This is a genomic window from Companilactobacillus tucceti DSM 20183 (assembly GCF_001434665.1).
GTDB lineage: Bacteria > Bacillota > Bacilli > Lactobacillales > Lactobacillaceae > Companilactobacillus > Companilactobacillus tucceti.
On sequence record NZ_AZDG01000017.1, the window covers coordinates 33,595 to 50,934 of the forward strand.

The 17,340-nt window shown below is 33.6% G+C and carries 19 protein-coding genes; 13 read left to right on the plus strand and 6 right to left on the minus strand.

What is annotated here, in order from left to right; all coding sequences use genetic code 11:
• Positions 1-44: 44 nt before the first annotated feature.
• Together trxA and FC72_RS07925 are read left to right on the plus strand one after the other, a co-directional pair.
• Positions 45-356, plus strand: a complete 312-nt coding sequence (trxA, locus tag FC72_RS07920; protein WP_057766537.1) for a thioredoxin — start codon at positions 45-47, stop codon at positions 354-356.
• Between the two features lie 192 nt (positions 357-548).
• Positions 549-1,358: a hypothetical protein gene (locus FC72_RS07925; RefSeq protein ID WP_057766539.1), complete on the plus strand. Its 810-nt coding sequence runs from the start codon at positions 549-551 to the stop codon at positions 1,356-1,358.
• A 60-nt stretch (positions 1,359-1,418) separates the two neighbouring features.
• On the opposite strand, the gene FC72_RS07930 is transcribed toward FC72_RS07925, so the two are convergent.
• Entirely contained in the window at positions 1,419-1,907 is a 489-nt protein-coding gene (locus tag FC72_RS07930; protein WP_057766541.1) for a DUF2507 domain-containing protein, read from the minus strand.
• Between the two features lie 139 nt (positions 1,908-2,046).
• Between FC72_RS07930 and murI the strand changes: the two genes are divergently transcribed.
• The 4 genes from murI to FC72_RS07950 all read left to right on the plus strand — a co-directional run bounded on the left by murI (position 2,047) and on the right by FC72_RS07950 (position 4,207).
• Positions 2,047-2,847, plus strand: a complete 801-nt coding sequence (gene murI / locus FC72_RS07935; RefSeq protein ID WP_057766543.1) for a glutamate racemase — start codon at positions 2,047-2,049, stop codon at positions 2,845-2,847.
• 2 nt (positions 2,848-2,849) lie between these two features.
• Positions 2,850-3,449 carry an XTP/dITP diphosphatase gene (locus tag FC72_RS07940; RefSeq protein WP_057766545.1) on the plus strand — a complete coding sequence of 200 codons (600 nt, stop codon included), beginning with the start codon at positions 2,850-2,852 and terminating at the stop codon, positions 3,447-3,449.
• Between the two features lie 66 nt (positions 3,450-3,515).
• Complete coding sequence (locus tag FC72_RS07945) at positions 3,516-3,926, plus strand: DUF948 domain-containing protein (protein WP_057766547.1); 411 nt, start codon at positions 3,516-3,518, stop codon at positions 3,924-3,926.
• Positions 3,927-3,928: 2 nt separating this feature from the next.
• Entirely contained in the window at positions 3,929-4,207 is a 279-nt protein-coding gene (locus tag FC72_RS07950) for a hypothetical protein (RefSeq protein WP_057766548.1), read from the plus strand.
• 283 nt (positions 4,208-4,490) lie between these two features.
• Here FC72_RS07950 and FC72_RS07955 read toward each other — a convergent pair whose 3' ends face one another.
• Complete coding sequence (locus tag FC72_RS07955; RefSeq protein ID WP_057766550.1) at positions 4,491-5,594, minus strand: M24 family metallopeptidase; 1,104 nt, start codon at positions 5,592-5,594, stop codon at positions 4,491-4,493.
• A 177-nt stretch (positions 5,595-5,771) separates the two neighbouring features.
• Between FC72_RS07955 and ccpA the strand changes: the two genes are divergently transcribed.
• The gene (gene ccpA, locus FC72_RS07960) at positions 5,772-6,773 is read left to right on the plus strand and encodes a catabolite control protein A (protein WP_057766552.1); all 1,002 of its coding nucleotides are present in this window, start codon (positions 5,772-5,774) and stop codon (positions 6,771-6,773) included.
• Between the two features lie 92 nt (positions 6,774-6,865).
• Here ccpA and FC72_RS07965 read toward each other — a convergent pair whose 3' ends face one another.
• The 4 genes from FC72_RS07965 to FC72_RS07980 form a co-directional block, all read right to left on the minus strand.
• Complete coding sequence (locus FC72_RS07965; protein ID WP_057766554.1) at positions 6,866-7,165, minus strand: hypothetical protein; 300 nt, start codon at positions 7,163-7,165, stop codon at positions 6,866-6,868.
• A gap of 93 nt (positions 7,166-7,258) precedes the next feature.
• The gene (locus FC72_RS07970; RefSeq protein WP_057766556.1) at positions 7,259-9,958 is read right to left on the minus strand and encodes a transglycosylase domain-containing protein; all 2,700 of its coding nucleotides are present in this window, start codon (positions 9,956-9,958) and stop codon (positions 7,259-7,261) included.
• A gap of 124 nt (positions 9,959-10,082) precedes the next feature.
• Positions 10,083-11,477: a dipeptidase PepV gene (gene pepV / locus FC72_RS07975; RefSeq protein WP_057766558.1), complete on the minus strand. Its 1,395-nt coding sequence runs from the start codon at positions 11,475-11,477 to the stop codon at positions 10,083-10,085.
• A gap of 69 nt (positions 11,478-11,546) precedes the next feature.
• Positions 11,547-12,968, minus strand: coding sequence for a glycerophosphodiester phosphodiesterase (locus FC72_RS07980; protein ID WP_057766560.1), 1,422 nt, complete (start codon positions 12,966-12,968; stop codon positions 11,547-11,549).
• 71 nt (positions 12,969-13,039) lie between these two features.
• On the opposite strand from FC72_RS07980, the gene FC72_RS07985 reads away from it, so the two are divergent.
• The 6 genes from FC72_RS07985 to FC72_RS08010 are packed head-to-tail and all read left to right on the plus strand — an operon-like array spanning position 13,040 to position 17,262.
• Positions 13,040-13,366 (plus strand): hypothetical protein, encoded by a 327-nt coding sequence (locus tag FC72_RS07985; protein WP_057766562.1) that lies wholly within the window; start codon positions 13,040-13,042, stop codon positions 13,364-13,366.
• Between the two features lie 8 nt (positions 13,367-13,374).
• Positions 13,375-13,986, plus strand: coding sequence for a metallophosphoesterase (locus tag FC72_RS07990; RefSeq protein WP_057766564.1), 612 nt, complete (start codon positions 13,375-13,377; stop codon positions 13,984-13,986).
• A 7-nt stretch (positions 13,987-13,993) separates the two neighbouring features.
• Positions 13,994-15,364 (plus strand): bifunctional metallophosphatase/5'-nucleotidase, encoded by a 1,371-nt coding sequence (locus FC72_RS07995; protein WP_201781804.1) that lies wholly within the window; start codon positions 13,994-13,996, stop codon positions 15,362-15,364.
• Between the two features lie 11 nt (positions 15,365-15,375).
• Positions 15,376-15,894: a YutD family protein gene (locus FC72_RS10680; protein ID WP_235805164.1), complete on the plus strand. Its 519-nt coding sequence runs from the start codon at positions 15,376-15,378 to the stop codon at positions 15,892-15,894.
• On the plus strand, positions 15,894-16,670 hold the full coding sequence (locus tag FC72_RS08005; protein WP_057766571.1) for a TIGR01457 family HAD-type hydrolase: 777 nt from the start codon (positions 15,894-15,896) through the stop codon (positions 16,668-16,670). Before FC72_RS10680 ends, FC72_RS08005 begins: the two co-directional genes overlap by 1 nt.
• A complete protein-coding gene (locus FC72_RS08010) occupies positions 16,663-17,262 on the plus strand; it encodes a TIGR01906 family membrane protein (RefSeq protein WP_057766567.1) in 600 nt (199 codons plus the stop codon). The genes FC72_RS08005 and FC72_RS08010 overlap by 8 nt, the downstream gene beginning before the upstream one ends.
• Positions 17,263-17,340: the final 78 nt, after the last annotated feature.

A 17,340-nucleotide genomic window follows, 5' to 3' on the forward strand; every position in this document is an offset into this window, starting at 1 on the left:
GAAAGTGATACCTTAATAACAGTGATTTAAAAAGGAGTGATTTCATGGTTGATGAAGTAACAGATGCAAATTACCAAGATGAAACCAAAGACGGAGTTGTATTGACAGACTTTTGGGCAACATGGTGTGGTCCATGTCGTATGCAATCACCTGTAATTGAGGAATTATCAGAGGAAAATGATGCAGTTAAGTTCACTAAGATGGACGTAGACGCTAATCCTAAAACACCAGAATCTTATGGAATTATGGCTATTCCAACATTAGTTATCAAAAAAGATGGCGAAGTTGTTGAAAAGATAACTGGATTCCACAGTAAAGCTCAATTAGCTAAGATCTTGGATGGTTACACAGATTAGTATTAAAAATAAAGAGCTTTCGCGTTTGTATAATTCAATGCGAAAGCTCTTTTTATATAGTTTATTAATAATAAATAGTCTTTCATAATATATTATGAAAACGCTATTGTGAATATTTTGGAATGCGTTGACTTTGATAGGATACGTATTAAATAATGGTCCTGTAAGTATCTATAAAAGGGGTGTTAATAAATGGACAAGATTGATGAAAACTTCTACTTGAATGTCGATAATGAAGCTTTAAAACAAAAAGTTATAAGTGATCTTTTTGAATGGCAAGCTAATATTCCTGCACAATTGGAACGTACACTTAAAAAACGCAATATTGAGGATAAAATTGTTTGGAAGGACGCTGTTATTGGCCATACTAAAGACGAAAAATATTATGGTAAACGTAGTGTTCTAATGTTTTACTTTAATAATTACTATGTAATGAATGTATGGGCCGATGTTAGTGATCCTATTAAGTTTTATATGAATGATTTTAGTGTGAAACCTAATATTGCTATTTTTGGTTATGGATTCTTGGAAGATAGAAACGTAACCTTTACAGAAGATAACCCAGTTGAAATCGCATATAGCATTGATAAATTCTGTATCGGTGATGGTATTGGTGATCCAGCAGAAATATATGATGTTGTTTCTGATCTTATTAACAATCGTAAAGATGAAGTTAATAAAGAAGTGGAAAAAGCTATCAGCAAACGTGATGAAGATTATGGTACTTCAAAAATTGACAGTCGATTCCGTAATGTTAAAGATATTGTCAGCCAAGGGCCAATTCCTGAAGGCTTCAAATATCAAGCTCCTAAAATTTATCTTAATAGTGAAGGTATTACTGATTACAAGAAGGCATATAATGACTGTTTAGCTCAAGCATATGCTGATATGAATAGTGGAAAGTACGATGCATTGTTTAATGTCAGAGTTAATAGTCAACCTAATGATGGAAATAAGTATAATACATATTTGACTGGTGATGCAGTAAACATTTGTTATTAATTACTAAAATAAAAAAGACAGTGAAGCGTTTTTGCTTCATTGTCTTTTTTGATGTAAACTTTAGTTTCGATCGATTTTAATTGTAATCGAAACACTTTGAGCTTTACTGTTAGTTGTATAAGTTCCCAAACAATAAGCGTCTATCGTTTTTTCCACAGTCTCAGCAATTACTCCTGTCTCAAGTGAGAATTCAGGATCATCATTGTTCAAATTAAAACGTTGTTCGACTTCAGGTCCATTTAAAGTATATTGATAGCTGGTCTTTGTTTGTTTAGAGATTTTTAAGTTACCAAAACCAGCTTTAGTGAATAAATCAGGAAGACTTTGCATATCTAAAACTAAATTTCTACTGAGATTTTTACCAGCCCAATAGAGCATTTCTACAGAATCTTTTTTCAATAGATCTGAAAGAACAAAGTCACGGAGAACTGAGACTGCAAAATAATCTTCGGTTAACTTTTCGTCGTCGCCATTTTCGTTTTCTTTGAGAACATCAGGGATGTCGTATTCAGTTAACTTTGTATCTGTTTTTTTTGATTTTGCGGCCATTATTTTAACTCCTTTTTTTAGACAATTTATTATATCATTAGGATAGTCGCTTTTTAAGTGATTGTAACAGATAGACCAAATTATTTGAGTAAATATACAATTAAATCATTAAAGTGAAAATAAATTATAGAGGTGTATTATGAGCGACAACAGACCAATAGGATTATTAGATTCAGGTTTAGGTGGCTTAACTGTAACTAAAGAAGTTATTCGTCAATTACCAGATGAAGATATTGTTTTTATCGGAGACGAAGCGAGAATGCCTTATGGTATTAAGACTAAAGAAGAAATCATTAATTGTACAAGACAATTAGTTCAATACTTAATAAGTCAAAATGTTAAAGCCATAATTTACGCTTGCAATACGGCCACTGCTAACGCTTTACCTGCCCTAAGAAAAGAATTTTCGATTCCAATGATTGGTGTAATTGAGCCAGGAGCTATTTCTGCCACTCAAGTTACCAAAACTAAAAATGTTGGTGTTATTGGTACTGAAGCCACAATTAAGGCTAAGAGCTACAGTACAGCGATTGAGAGCTTAGATAATGAAATCAACGTCTTAGGAATCGCTGCCCAAGATTTTGTTACTATCGTTGAAAAAGATGCTATTAATACAGATATGGCTAAAGATAATATTGCTAAAACGCTAAGTCCTTATAAAGATAGTGATTACGATACATTAGTTTTAGGATGTACACATTTTCCAATGTTGAGAAATCAGATTCAAAAATTTTTACCAAATGTAAAATTGGTTGACTCAGGTATCGCCACTGTTACGATCACCAAAAAATTCTTAAAAGAAAATGGAATGCTCACAGATACTAAGGGATCTAAAATTGAATTACATGCAACAGGAAATATAGATGATTTTAAACGCCTTGCAAAACGCTGGTTAGAAGTGGATATTGATGAAATAAGTTTAGTAAATGTGGAGAAATAACAATGAAAAAAATTATAATTGCTACGAGTAACCCTAATAAAGCTAAAGAATTTCGCAGAATATTTGATGAAACAGAAATTGAATTAAAGACACTTTTGGATTTAACTGATGTACCTGAAATAAGAGAAACTGGTGAAAGTTTTAAAGAAAATGCTCAAATCAAGGCTCATACAGTTATGGAGAAGTATAAACTGCCAACTATTGCTGATGACTCAGGACTTGAAGTAGATGCATTATTTGGACAACCGGGTATATATTCTGCAAGATATGCAGGTGATCATAATGATGCTGCTAACAATGCTAAATTATTGGCGGAATTAGGTGGAGTACCTGAAGAAAAGAGAACAGCCAGATTCGTGACTACTTTAGTATTTGCTAATCCTAATAATGATGAAGATTTAGTCGTTGAGGGGGAAGTGAAAGGCCAGATTGCTAATTTTCCACAAGGGAATAATGGATTTGGCTATGATCCACTATTTTATTTACCAGATTTGAAGAAAACAATGGCGGAATTGACACTTGATCAAAAAAATGAGATCAGTCATAGAGGACGTGCAATTAGAAAATTAGAAAACGAATGGCCAAGCTGGATTAATTGGTAATTGATTGCTGTAATACCGCGATAATGCTAATATTAAATTGCTATTAAAATTTAGGAGGAATTTGATATGACAGGTGGACAAATTGCAGGATTAATTGCAGCAGTTGCTTTCGTTGCTTTGGTTGTTTACTTGGCTATTACTTTGATTCAAACAGCTAAGCTACTTAAAGAATTACAATCTACAATGCAAGAAACAACTAAGATGGTTGAAGTACTTTCAAAGAATACTGATGAATTGATGCAACAAAGTAGTCAATTGGTTGATAAGACAAATACTTTGATGGATGATGTTAATTCTAAATCTGAAAAGCTAAATCCGCTTTTTGATACAGTTGAAAATTTAGGTCAAAAGGCCGCTAATGCCACAGCTGAAAAGCCAAATTCTGGATTTGGAATTCATAGTTTGATGAATCTTGCTAGTGCAGCTTCAATTGTTAAGTCAGTTGCCAAGTTTGTGCCAAGAAAGAAGAAAGACTAATTATGAAAAATAAATTTGCTTTGGGATTAGCGTTTGGTAGCATCGTTGGATATGCTACCTCTAAATATTTAACTAGTGAATCAGGACAAAAGTTGTTGGAAAGTGTAAAAACTATTCGTGGTGACTTTAATAACGGTGGCGTTGGACTTGCTGATGCCAAGTTAGTGAATTCATTTAACGAGAAAACTGATGAACTAAAAAAACAAATGTTAGATACAGCCGATCAAATCGATGATAAAGAATCGAATATCGTTTTTGATGAGGATGATATTAAGAAATAGAGAGTGTGAAAAAAGGCGGTTTGCCACAGGAATATAGCCTAGAGCCACGAATGATTGGAACTATCAATCGTTTGTGGTTCGTAGCTATATGGAGGTTGTAGCCTTTTTTTACACGTTTAGGGTATAAGAAATAAAGAGCGTGACGACACATGTTCAGCTTTCGAGCATTAAGTAAATAAACAGGCAATCCAAATTTTGGATTGCCTATTTATTTGGCTTAAGCGACATAAAATAGTTGTGTCACAGCCCTTTTATTTTTGATGTAATATCTATAATTTAAATACTATCCTTCAATGTAAGTTAATTCTTTACTTGTATGTGTGAATGGCTTGCAACCATCTTCTGTGATGTATACACAGTCTTCAATACGAACACCGGCAACATTAGGAATGTAAATTCCAGGTTCAATAGAGAAGCACATACCAGGTTTAAGAACCATGTCATTTCCTTCCATGATTGAAGGGAATTCGTGTTCAGATTGACCCATACCATGACCTAATCTATGAATAAAGTATTCACCATAACCAGCCTTTGTGATAACGTCACGTGCAACTTTATCAAGTTCAGCTGCTGTAATACCGGGTTTAGCAGCATCCATAGCAGCATATTGTGCTTCTAAGTCTACTTTATAAATATCAAGTGACTTTTCATCAGGTTTACCAAAGGCAACAGTTCTTGAAGCATCACTAATATATCCATTATGAATAGTTCCTAAATCAAACAAAATCAATTCATTTTTCTTAAGTAAGTTCTTTTCAGCAGCCCCATGTGGATTGGCAGCATTAGCACCAGCTTGAACTATCGTGTCAAAGCTCATGTGCATGACACCTTTTTTCATCATAGCGTATTCAATTTCAGCTACGACGTCTTGTTCAGTACGTCCTTCCTTAATTGCATTAAAGGCAACTGAAAAAGCATAGTCGGCCTCTTTACCTGCAGCAATCAATTCTTTAATTTCATCATCAGTTTTGATCAACTTAGCATTTTCCATGTAACGAGATAAGTTTTCAAGGAAGTCAGCATTAGGAAATTGTTCTCTGATAGCTTCAAATTTATCAACAGAGAGATCATCTTTTTCAATGGCCCAGTGTAATGGATCAGCCGTTACATCTTTGATATGTCCAGCAATTAGATCAAAAGGTTTTTCATGATCTAAATAACCAAATACATCTTTATCCCATCCGGCTTTTTTAGCAGATTCAACTTCTAGTTGAGGGGCAAATAGGAATGGATCTTTATTTGGGAAAACTAGTAGTGCGAGGATTCTTTCTGCGGGTTCGCTATAAAAACCTGTAAAATATTGAATATCAGTAGGATTTGAGATATATGCAATGTCAATATCCTTTTTAGCTAAGTATTCTTGTAAATCTAATAGTTGTTTCTTCATTTCCAACACTCCCTTTTTAAATCAAAATCTATTTATGAGTATAACACTGAAAATACAGTTTTCTTATTGAAAAATTATGAAAACTTGTCATATTAATGTGGTAAACGCTTGCAACCGGAGTTATTTTCTGATAAATTAAAGTTATCTAAATGAAAATTTGAGAGAGTGAATATAAAAATGGAAAAAAAAGTAGTAACTATATACGATGTAGCTGAGGCAGCTAACGTATCTATGGCAACTATTTCTAGAGTTGTTAACGGTAATGCTAACGTCAAGGAAGAAACACGTAAAAGGGTACTTGAGGTTATTGATCGTCTAAATTACCGTCCTAATGCAGTTGCTCGTGGGTTAGCAAGTAAGAAGAGTACAACCATAGGTGTTATTTTACCTGATATTACTGATCTTTACTATGCTTCGCTTGCAAAAGGAATTGATGATGTTGCATCAATGTACAAATACAACATTATTTTAACAAGCATTCAAGAATCTGTAGGTGATGAAGAGCAAATCTTAAATAACTTACTTTCAAAGCAAGTTGATGGGTTGATTTACATGGGTAAGCAATTATCAAAGAAATTAAAGCGTACATTATCAAATTCAAAGACACCAATCGTTTTGGCAGGTTCTGTTGATAAGAATAATGAAGCTGCTAGTGTAAATATCGATTTTACAGATGCCGTATGTAGTGTTGTAAATCAATTAGTCCAAAATGGACATAAGAAAATTGCCTTTGTTGGTGGAAGTCTTGAAAACCCAATTGATGGAAAGTTTAGACTAGATGGTTATAAACGTGCTCTAAAGAAAGCACATATCAACTTCTCTTCTAACTTAGTATTTGAAGCTGAGTATTCAGTTCGTGCTGGAGAAGCTATGTGGGATGCAGTTAAGAATAGTGGAGCTACAGCTGCTTATGTTACAGAAGATTTACTTGCTTCTGGATTATTGAATTCAGCTGTAAAAGCTGGTGTTAAGATTCCTGATGATTTTGAAATCATTACAAGTAATGATACGATCCTCTGTGAGGTAACTCGTCCAAAGATGAGTTCTATTGAAGAACCACTTTATGATATTGGTGCGGTTGCTATGCGCTTGTTGACTAAGATGATGAATCAAGAACAAATTGATGAAAATACTATTAAGTTACCATATAGTATTGTAAAACGTGAATCAACAAGATAATTAGTGAAACAAACTATAAGTGTTAGTAAAAAGATCTCAACGATTCTTGTCGTTGAGATCTTTTTTTCATATTATTTTAAAGATTAAATAATCTATTTCTTTTCTTTAATGTTTTCTTTATGAAAATCCCAAATGATGACAATTATGTAACCAAAGGTAACTAATGTTAAGCCTCCGGTTACAACAGCATTTAGCTCATATGGTAGATTTACAATACCTGTAAGTAAAGAGTAAAGGGTATTCAATAAAACGATACAGGCGAGTACGAACGGCTTATCGATGATTTTTAGATTATTCTTTTTCTTGTAAATAAAAACACCGACCATAAAGGCAATCAATAGAACCGCCACTACGTATAGAGTGTTTTGTAAAAATACTGGACTGAAATACATAAATATACTCCTTTATTAATAACCATCTAATTCTATCATTGTTTTGAAGTGAAAGAAATGGACCACCGATTTAATCGATGGTCCATTTTTGATTTATTCAGTTGTCGGATCAACGATACCAGTTTCTGTAGAGCTACCACCTGTAGATCCATTTGAACCTGTTGATGATTCGTCAGTAACGCTAGTACTGTTGTCACTGCCACTACCAGATCCAGAACTTCCCGTTCCGGTTTCTGATGTTCCATTATTTGTCGTTGAGTTAGTATTTCTTGAATTACTTGTAGAAGTAGAATTATTTGTCGTAACATCTGATGAATCATTGTCATTAGAACTATTACTAAATCCAGATGTACGTCCGCTACCATTTTCTGATGCTAATTCATCGGTTGATTTACTTGAATCGCCAAGTTGTTTTACAACACCGTAACTATTATTCTTGCCAAAGTAATGATCCCAGAATAGTTTATAGTTCTTATCCTTACCACCAATACCAAAGTCAGAGTAAGACATATCACTAGGTTTACCTTTGTAATATAGAGAAGTTGTAAGGTGTTGGTTAACTTTAGCAGTCATACCGTTGTATTCGACAGTACCTGGCATCGTACCAGTTTCTTTATCAACCTTGTACGAATCAACGCCTTCTGGTTTGTTGAATTTCTTATGAATATTCATGACATTAGGATCTTCTTTGTAAACAGCGTTAGCCATGTTTGCCCAAATTTCTTGGTTAGTAAGAGTGGAATTAGTTTCCAAGTTGTAATTATTACCATAGAAATTATCATAACCAATCCAAGATGCCATAGTGACACCATCGGTACTACCAACGAACCAATTATCACGATAATCATTTGAAGTACCAGTTTTACCAAATAAATTCTTAGTACTAAAGTTTGCTTCATATGAAAGGGCAGATGCAGTACCTTTTGTAACGACCCCGTGAAGCATATTTTTAATAATATATGAAGTTTGTTTAGTAAATACACGAGTCTTCGAGGCTTTATGCTTATATATTTTCTTTCCAGATGGTTCAGTGACGTCTTTAACGACGTATGGATCAACATGGACACCTTTATTAGCAAAAGTAGAAAAGGCACTTGCTTGTTGTAAGACAGTAACACCTTTGTTAGTACCACCAAGAGTGATACCAAGTTGTCTATATTCATTGTCACTTAAATGGATTCCCATTTTTGACATGTATGATTTTGAGCTGACACCTTTAGATTGAAGGTAATTGTATAAGTTAACAGCAGGGATGTTATATGATTCCTCTAGTGATTCACGAGCTGATATGAACCTATTTTGAATAGTTTCTCCATAATCAGTTGGTGAGTAGCCCTTATATTTAGTCTTAAAGTCAGCAAGCATTGTTTGAGAACCAATTAAACCATTTTCGATAGCTGGTCCAAAAGTAATTAAAGGTTTTATAGATGAACCAGGTGATCTTTGTGTATCAAAGGCATGATTTAGTTGTGATTTCTTAAAGTTAACACCACCAACAAAAGCTAGGACTTGGCCAGTTTTATTATCCAAGAGGACTGAACCATTTTGAACAGGCTCAGAGACCTTGATTGACTTACCAGTGTTTGGATCTTTGGTATTGTCGGTATGAGTCGTACCAAAGTTACCCTTATATTGTTGAACTTGTTGGTTCATAGCAACGTATAGATCCTTATTGATTGTACTGTGGATTTTATAGTTCTTACTGTGAAGTTCAGTATCAGCTTGAGTGTAGTATTTTTCATATAATGCTTTATCTTTTTTAAGGTCACTATATTTAAGACCATCGTTTTTAGCCAAACGTTTGATCAAGATGGTTCTAGCCTGAGCAGTCAAAGTGTTATATAGATAACCATATTTGATTTTCTTTGAGCTAGCTTTAGCAGGTTTTTGGAAGTCAGATGCTAAGTCAAACTTTCTAGCTTGATCGTATTGTGACTTGGTGATCGAATCATCACGATACATTCTGAACAAAACGATATTTTTACGCTTTATTCCTAAACTGTAATCGTCTTTTAGTTTCCCTTTTACATCGTATGGAGTGTAAATAGAAGGACTTTGTGGTAATCCAGCAATGAAAGCTGATTCAGCTAAATTAAGGTCCTTGGCACTTTTACCAAATAAGCCTTGAGCTGCTGCTTGAACACCTTGAATGTTTTGACCCTTATTATTACGACCAAAGGTAGCTGCATTCAAATAGTCTTCTAAAATTTCATTTTTCGTGAAGTATTTGTCCACACGCATAGCTAGAAAAATTTCTACAGCTTTACGTTTCCAAGTTGTTTCTGATGATAGTAACTGCATTTTGACTGTCTGTTGCGTCAATGTAGAACCACCAGTTTGAGCACCAATTCCTGTAATATCAGAAATTATGGCACGAACAATTGATTTTGGAACGACACCATTGTGACGATAAAAGTCACTATCTTCAGTAGAGACAATTGCCTTTTTTAAATATGGCGACATCTCTGACAAAGTTATACTTTTACCAGTGAGGTCTCTTTGAAGATTTTCAACCTTTTCGCCATTTGAGAAGTATAGTGTTGCAGAATTATTAACGTCTTTTAATTGCGAACGCATTTCATATTTTGTTGGGACTTGAACTTGACTAGTTAGTGCAGAAACATATCCAATACCTAGTCCTATCGTTAATCCCATGAGAATTAAAATACCAGCCAAAGAATAGAGGATAATTCTGCGAATAACTTCTATTGTTAAGTTGGCTCTTGTAGCAAAGTCGGACCAGCTTTTAATACTTTTAAAGCTTTCAACAATGCTATTCCATAAATTTTTCACTTTTAAATAAACCCCTTTAAAAAGTTACATATGGTTAATTATATAATAAAAATCTTTCATAAGTACAAAAACAAAAAAAGTTCTATGGGAAAAGGCTCTCCATAGAACTTTTAAGGATAGAATATTATTTAATTAAACGATAGATTGCATCTGCATAAATTGCAGTTGCTTTTTGAAGCTTTTCAAGATCAATGTATTCATTTGGTTGATGCATAACGTTTTCGTCGTTAGGGAACATGGCACCAAATGCTACACCTTTTTTAAGGATACGTCCGTATGTACCACCACCAACTGTGTAAGCTGGACTATCGTCACCAGTGTGATCTTTATAAGCACTTAAAAGTGTTTTAACTAATGGATCATCTGCAGGTACGAAGTGAGGCAATTGATTGTGTCCTTTGATAGTAGCGGTAACTTTCTTAGGTAAATGTTTATTGATTTTATCAGTTAAACTTTGACCATCATCACCCTTAGGATAACGAATATTTAATAAAATTGACGCATTGTCTTCATCAAACTTGAAGATATTAGGTGAAACAGTTAATTCACCCATTACTTCGTGAGTATTTGCGATTCCTAGTGCTTTACCAGCAAAATCTAAATGCAATGATTCAGCAATAAATTGGAAATATTCTCTTTGACGATCATTTAGATTCAGTTTAGTTAAAAATGATGCTAGATAAGTTGCAGCATTGATACCAACCGCTGGTTGCATTGCGTGAGCACCTTTACCAACAATGTGGATAGTTGCTTCATTATCAGTTAAATCAATTGAACCTTTGATTTCTTTATGTCCAGTTAAGAATTGATCGAATAGATCTTGTAATTCTTCAACTTTAATATCAGTTAAGTCAATAACTGCATCTGCATTTTGAGGTACCATGTTAGCTACAATACCACTTTCAAAGCTCTTTACTAAACCGCTTGATGGGTTAGGAAATTGAACATCGAATGAGACAATTCCTTTTTCACCATTGATAGCTGGAAATTGTGCATCAGGTGAGAATCCAACTTCAGGCATTTCTTCAGTCTTCATATAATGATTGATACCAGTCCAATCATTTTCCTCATCAGTACCTAAGATAAGTTGAACTTTTTTGCTGACAGGCAATTTCATTTCTTTGATAACTTTCAAAGCATAATAAGCGCCTAGACTTGGTCCTTTATCATCACTTGAACCACGTGCATATAATTTACCGTCTTTAATGACTGGTTTAAATGGATCAGTTTCCCAACCTGGACCTTCAGGAACAACGTCAACGTGAGCAAGAATACCAACTGCTTCACCTTCACCATATTCGATACGTCCAGCTAAATTGTCAACATTCTTTGTTTCAAATCCGTCTCTTTTAGCAAAGTTTAAAAATATCTTAAGTGCTTTAGCAGGTCCTGGACCTAATGGATACTCGTCAGTCTTATGTTCTACATCTCTTTGACTGTTGATGCTTACTAATTCTGATAAGTCATTGATCATTTCATCTGATCTATGAGCAATCTCTTTTTCCCAATCTATAGCCATGTTTTAAAAAGCCTCCCTATGGAAATGTTCTTTTAATTCTACCAAATCATTAAGCCTATGGCGAATTTATTAAATTTGGTTGATTGAATTGTTATTATTTTTTATGGGGAAAATCAAATTCAAACTATTGAAGTCCCTTATTAAATTTGCACGTTTTAAATCTTGATCTGTACTTGGCTTCAAGTATAAATTGTTTTCCAATAAGTCAATATTCTTAAACCTTTGACCGACTGGGAGATCATAATAACTTTCTTCACTCTCATTACCAAGATAATTATTAGGGTTGAGTTGAATCAATACATCTTTAGAATTTATCCAACCGTCTTTTAATTTCAACCAAACTTGTGTACCTAGTTTTTGAACTGTTAGTATTCGTTCAGGCTTATTGAACTCTAAACGATTTATGATGCTATTTTTCTTTCTTGGATCTTTATATAGATAATTGTTTTGTTCCTGTCCTCTAAAGATGGCTTTAGCACCAAAGTAGGGACGCAATTCCTTTAAAGCAGAGTCGGAGTTAAATCCTTCTGCATTTGCAAAAGAATTCTCGCCAAGTTGTACATATTCGTTACCATGAAATTTTATGATATTAGTAATGTGGAACCCATCTAGTGGACGTACTTCACGTTTAGTTTTAACTAGTCGGTAAGGATTTTCGTAAATAGGTTCTTCTTTTGTTCCTAAGTAGTATACATTTTGATCAAGAACTTCACTTTGTGATTGATTCTTCAGTTCACGGTATTCATTACCAGTGGCAGGATAATTAGTTACAACTCCGTCAATTGGCATATTTACTAGAGTATTCCATTTACTTGGGCTTTCATTCATCTCATCCCAAACGTAAACAGTTTTATTCATTGCGTGCAATGCATTGATAATATCAGGCGTAACAATATTTGATGAAAGATTGACACCAGTTACGTATTGTAAAATATCAAAATTGACTCTTTTAGTGGTACCAGCAATGAAAATTCTAGGGATGTTGGGCATCAATTTTGCTTCATTTTGCATACTTTTAGTTGAAAAGGAATGGAACATAACTCTGTTTTGCATACCATATTTATCGATACATTCTTTCAGCAATTCCTCCATATTTTGAGGATTACCTTTTTTAGTTTTTTTAGTTTCAATGAGAAATTTAGCTTTTGGATTATCTTTATAGTGAGCAAAAACTTGGTCCAAACTGTGGATAGGTTCACCATTTTCTTGATGAAGTTGGCTTAAAGTCGAAAAGTTTTGTTCAGAAACCACCATGGATGTTCCGGTGATCCTCTCCAAATTTTTATCATGAGACACAACTAAAACATTATCTTTTGAAACGTGCAGATCTAACTCTACATAGTCGGCACCTTCTGAAAATGCTGTGTTAAAACTTTCAAATGTTTCTTCGGGAGCTTTGATGGGATCACCACGGTGACCAATTACATCGAATCCACTCATGAAAAGAAAAATAGAAAGAGAAAGTACAAGGATTATTTTTTTTGAGACCATAATTAACTCCCTAGCTTTTTAGATATTATATACTAAATACGTAGTAATAATTTGTGAGGTATTAATGATAAATGAATAATGAAAGACAAACGCTTGATATAATTGAACAAATAACTCGAAACGATGGAACAAAGTATTATGAGCTAGCCAATGTTTTGATGAATGGTAGAGCTGAGAAAGCTGCTGAATTGGGATTTATCAAAGAGGTAAGAATTTTGAAATTGAATATTCCTCATTCATCAGCTGTATCAGTTTACGAAGACTATGTTAACGAAAACTATACTGTACCTCCAATGAACCTTAAAGAATGGGTCGAATACGACAAGCCAGAAGGTAAGGTACGAGATGCCTTTAATGAAATTTTAAAGGCAAACAAAATAATTTCAAAGGAAGAGTGAGTATAACAATGAATTATTTTATATCAGATACTCATTTTTATCATTATCAATTATTGGAACCTAATGATTTTGCACCTAGGCACTTTGACAATGTGGAAATGATGAATCAAGCAATGATCGATGCATGGAATGCTCGTGTAGATGAAAATGATACGGTTTATCACCTGGGAGATATTTCGATGCGTCCACAAGATTATCCAACTGATGAAGAGACATATGATATTTTAAAGCAATTAAAGGGTCATATGGTCTTGATTAAGGGTAACCATGACTATCGATCACTATTTAAATTCCTAGAGAAGCACAACTATACAATGGATGATGGTGAACCAAGATTTCAATTTGAAGATGTTGGAGCACTGTTGAAATTTGATCATAATCAATTTTATTGCACACACTACCCTATGTTTTTAGGAAAAGTGGAGCAGATCATTAATCTTCATGGACACATTCATCATTATAGTATGTCAACAGCTGAAAATATAAATGTTGGAGTAGATGCGCCAGAACGTGGATATCTATCAGAGGATCTTCCATGGGGTTCTCCATTACGTGGTGAAGAAATAATTGAAATGTATAATAAGAAGAAGCAAGATTTAGCAAATCTACAAAGAAAGTAGGGACATGATGGAGACAATTAAGATTATCCATACCAATGATCTACATTCTCATTTTGAAAATTTTCCTAGGATCAAACGCTTTATAGAAGATAAGAGAACCAATAATTCTGATGATGAGTTTTATCTATTTGATATTGGGGATGCAATGGATCGTGCTCATCCTCTAACTGATGCTACGGATGGTAAAAGTAATATCGAATGGTTAAATTCATTAAAATATGATGCTGCAACTATCGGTAACAATGAGGGGTTAGGAAATAGTCACTCTGAATTGAACCATCTATATGGTAAAGCAAACTTTGAAGTTATCTTAGGTAACCTTTTTGATAAGGAAACAGGTAAATTAGCTAGTTTTGCTAAGCCATATAAAATAATAGAAACTAAGAAAAATACGAAAATAGGTGTGTTAGGTCTAACAGCACCCTATATTCTGACGTATCCATTATTAGATTGGGATATTCATTTGATTCAAGAAACACTCCCAGGTTTGGTATCTAAACTAGAAAAAGATTGTGATGTAATAATTTTATTGTCTCATTTGGGAGTTTCAATGGATCGTAGAATTGCTAAGAAGTATCCGCAAATAGATGTTGTAATAGGATCACACACGCATCATTTATTTGAAAAAGGTGAAATGGATAATGGTGTCTTACTAGCAGCAGCAGGTAAATATGGACAAAATATTGGTGAGATCAACCTTGTATTAGACGATGATAAAAAAATAACACGAAAAGATGCTGTAACTACGAGAACTAGTTCTCTACAAGAAAATCCAGAAGATAAAGCGTGGATAGATGGAAAGATGCATCAAGGTGAACAGTTATTAGATGAAGTAAAAGTTGCAAATATTCCTCAAACGATGAGTCGTAATATTAATAAGGAAAATCCTGTTATTGAAGAAGGACTTACAGCTATCAAAGAATTTGCTGATGCTGATGCAGCGATTCTTAGTTCAGGACTATTTTTACAAAGTCTTCATAAGGGAACAGTATCGAAAAATGATTTGCATAAGATGTTGCCACATGCTATTCATGTTATGAGAACCAAAATGTCTGGTGATAATGTTTGGCGTCTTGTTATGGAAATGGAAAAAAACCGTGCCTTTTTAAGAAATCATCCTCAAAAGGGAATGGGATTTCGTGGTAAAACCTTTGGTGAAATAGTTTACCGTGGGATAAGTATTGATGATAAGAAAAATGTCTACATCAATGGAGAGGCAATACATAAGAAGAAAGAGTATACTTTAGCATTATTGGATCATTATTTGTTTGTACCATATTTTCCTTCTATAGAGATATCTGGTAATAATGACATTTTGTATCCTAAATTTTTGAGAAGTGTTTTTGGAGATTACTTAAGTAAAAAATATCCAATTTAAGAGGTGATTTCTTGCAGGAAATAGATGATAATACTGTATCTAAGCAGGCAAAAGTTACAGTTTTGACGGATGATATTATTACCATCAATGGAAAAAAGTATCATTTAGTTGAAAATCATGAAAATGGTTTTGATGAAGAGAAAATAGAAGAACGCTTTAATACTGTGTTGGATAAGTACGATTATATTGTCGGTGACTGGGGATATGATCAACTAAGATTCAAGGGCTTTTATGATGATAATCGTCCTGAAAGTGGAATAGATAATAAAATTTCACATCTTGAGGATTATCTAGTTGAGTATTGTAATTTTGGCTGTTCTTATTTTGTTTTAGAGAAGGAGAATAAATCTTCCACTAACAAAAAACATCATAGGAAAAATTCTAGAAGACCTAGAAAAAAGCGTTCTACTAATGCGGTAGTACATCACAATCATAATAATAAAAAAGTCCATCCTACTACTAATAATAGGCGTAAGAGGGCTTCTTCAAGTAAATTCAAAATTAGAAAAATAGGTGAAAAGAGTAAATGATGAACTATCAAACATATCTAATTGATTTGGACGGTACTATGTATCGAGGTAAGGACAAGATTCCAGAGGCTAAAATATTTATCGATCGTCTAAACGAAAAAAATCTTGACTATTATTTTTTAACAAATAATACGACAAAGACCCCACAACAAGTAGCTGATAATTTGATGAATAATCATCAGATCACTGCAGATGCAAAACATGTTGTTACGCCATCTTTGGCAACGGCCGATTACGTAAAAAATATGTTTGATGATGATGTTTCTAACCATTCTGCTTATGTTATTGGTGAGTATGGGTTAAAGAGTGCTATTTTTGGAACAGGAATCAAATTAAATGAAGTTGATCCAGATGTTGTAATTGTAGGTTTAGATTACGATGTAACTTATCATAAGTTTGAACTAGCAACTTTAGCTATTAAACGTGGAGCATTCTTTATTGGAACTAATGCTGATACTAATTTACCTAATGAAAGAGGACTAGTTCCGGGAGCTGGTTCTGTTATTTCACTTGTAGAAACTTCGACTCAACAAAAGGCTAAGTATATTGGAAAGCCAGAACGTGACATTGTTGACTATGCAGTTTCAGAAAAAGGCTTTGATCCAAAGACTGCAGTAATGGTTGGTGATAACTATAATACTGATATTAAATGTGGATTAAATGCTGGTATTGAAACGCTTCTAGTTTATACAGGAGTAAGCACTCATGAAGATATAGCTAAAGAAACTAGAAAACCAACACATGAAGTAGAAAGTCTGGATCAATGGGATGTCTAATAGTCAAAAGGATACAATTTACACAATTGTATTAGCTTTTTTCATTCTTACATTTACAATAACGGTGACGATTTTTGCTAGTTACCCATTGTTTTTGTTTGCAATAAAACATTATTATTTAGAACAAGCGGTTAACCTAAGCTTTGGGAAAATATTTCATAACTATAACCAAATGATGAATTATTTAATTAATCCGTTTAGTGGTCAATTCCATTTAAGTGATTTTCAGTCATCAGTCGCCGGTAGAGCTCATTTTGCTGACGTCAAAAAGCTATTCATGCTTAACTTTGGTGTTTTTGTATTGTCCGGTGTATATATTGGATTTAGACATAAAAAGAGATCAAGATATAATCAGGTATTTAAATATATAGCTATTTTAGGGATCGTGTTAGCTATATTAATGGCAATTAACTTTGATAGTTTCTTTGTAGTCTTTCATGAAGTTCTATTTAGAAATAGTGATTGGCTGTTTGACCCAGCAAAGGATCCAGTTATTAATATTTTGCCAGAAGAGTTCTTTACTCAATGTTTTGTTGTATTTTTCATTCTATTTGAAGGATTAAACATTTGGAAATATAAATCGAGAAAATAAAAAAGGCTTTGTAGTTTACTAAAGGTACTGAGTATATAATTTGATACAGATAAATAAGAGCACTTCTGGGAAAATAAT